Here is a 1,861-nt window from a genome sequence, read left to right as displayed (position 1 = left end):
TCTCTTGTTAGGAAAAATATATAACTATATATCTGGACTCATCAAGCCAGGACTAGGATCAATGTATGAAATTTTAGATAATAAGCTTTGTGTAAATCAAAATAAATTGGCCTTTGTTTAGTGAAATTAGTGTGAAGAGATTGGTCATTCAAAGAAAAATTCAAATTAATATTTTTGTATAATATGAGCTACTGTATAAATCCTGCCTGTCCTCAACCTCAGAACCCAAATAGTTTAAATCGCTGTCAAGCTTGTGGTTCAGAGTTGGTTTTGCGCGATCGCTATCAAATTATTCAACCTCTTGGTAAAGGAGGATTTGGAGCAACTTTTTTATCTAAGGATACTTCCTTGCCAGGAGATCCAATTTGTGTAATCAAGGAATTGCGTCCATCGACAACAACGCCAAATGTATTAGACATGGCGCGAAGACTATTTGAGCGAGAAGCTGAAACCCTGGGTAAAATTGGCCATCATCCCCAAATACCTAGATTATTGGGTTATTTTGAGTGGAAGAAACATTTTTATTTAGTTCAAGAATATGTAAGTGGCTCAACATTAAAACAGGAAGTCAAAAAACAGGGTTTACTTAATCAAGAACAAGTTAAACACTTTTTGATCGAGATATTGCCAGTAATAAGTTATATCCACAGTCAGGAAGTAATTCACCGAGACATTAAACCTGCTAATATCATTCGGCGGAGTCAGGATGGTCATTTAGTTCTGATCGACTTCGGTGCAGTCAAAGATCATGTTAATCAAACTCATCTTGCCAGTGGTGGTACAGGAGAAACTGCTTTTACAAATATTTCTATTGGTACTTCTGGTTTTGCTCCACCAGAACAAATGGCTTTGCGACCTGTATACGCAAGTGATATTTATGCCCTAGGAGTAACTTGCATTTTTCTGCTGACAGGAAAAACTCCAAATAGCCTTGGTTACGATCAGATCAATGGTGAAATTCTCTGGCGTCCTCTTGTTAATATTAGCGACTGGTTTGGGGAAATATTGGAGAAAATGCTAGAAGTTTCCGTGCGACATCGCTTCCAGTCAGCAGAAGAACTTTTAACATCATTGAAGAAAAAAGAATCTGAAAACAAACAGGTTGAACTAATTCCAGATAATAGTCTAAATACATTATTTAGAGAAGAGTCCACAGTTTTTAATGACAATGAAAATGATTTTTCCTGGATGTCTACTAATAATCAAATTGCTCAAAAAATTCGAGAACGCAAAACTCGTTTAGAAAGGAAACCTACAACTCGATCTCGACCTCAGATGAAGATGAGGAAAGAAGTTTCTAAAGGATATTTGACGACGATTTCTGCAAAAAAGACAACTGGATTAAATTCTCAAACTCCCGAGAAATGGACTTCTGCAACGTTGCGTAGTGCTTATGCTAAAGGTAGAAGAGATTTTCCTGATTGTAATTTAAGTCGCTTGAATTTGCGTAATGCCAAGTTGTCTGGAGTTAATTTTTATGGAGCTAATTTACATCAAAGTAATTTGCAAGGTGCAGATTTGTCCCATGCTAATCTTGGTCATGTTAATTTAACTAATACTACTCTCAAAAATGCAAATTTGACTAAGGCTTATTTAAGTACAGCTAGTTTGGCAGGATGCGATCTGCGGGATGCAGACCTGACAAATGCTTATCTGAATGGTGCGAATTTACAAGGAGCAAATCTGTGTGGTACTAATCTTGATAATGCAATGGTAAATCAGAAACAACTAAATATGGCAAAAACTAATTGGTGGACAATTATGCCCAACGGTAAAAGAGGTTCGGGATTCTAAAATAGGCAGTAATAACGTAATCATCGTGGTATAAAAAAATTTTTCGAGCATGAAGCAAATCCTGAAA

At 36.3% G+C, this 1,861-nt stretch carries 1 protein-coding gene; it reads left to right on the top strand.

Annotated elements, in window-relative coordinates:
* Nucleotides 1-183 precede the first annotated feature (183 nt).
* The gene (locus tag F6K13_RS31240; protein ID WP_124147051.1) at nt 184-1,794 is read left to right on the top strand and encodes a serine/threonine-protein kinase; all 1,611 of its coding nucleotides are present in this window, start codon (nt 184-186) and stop codon (nt 1,792-1,794) included.
* Nucleotides 1,795-1,861: the final 67 nt, after the last annotated feature.

The sequence above is a fragment of the Okeania sp. SIO2B9 genome, from assembly GCF_010672505.1.
Classification (GTDB): Bacteria; Cyanobacteriota; Cyanobacteriia; order Cyanobacteriales; family Microcoleaceae; genus Okeania; species Okeania hirsuta.
The sequence above is the reverse complement of the archived record's forward strand: the minus strand, read 5'-3'. Positions and strand labels throughout refer to the sequence as shown.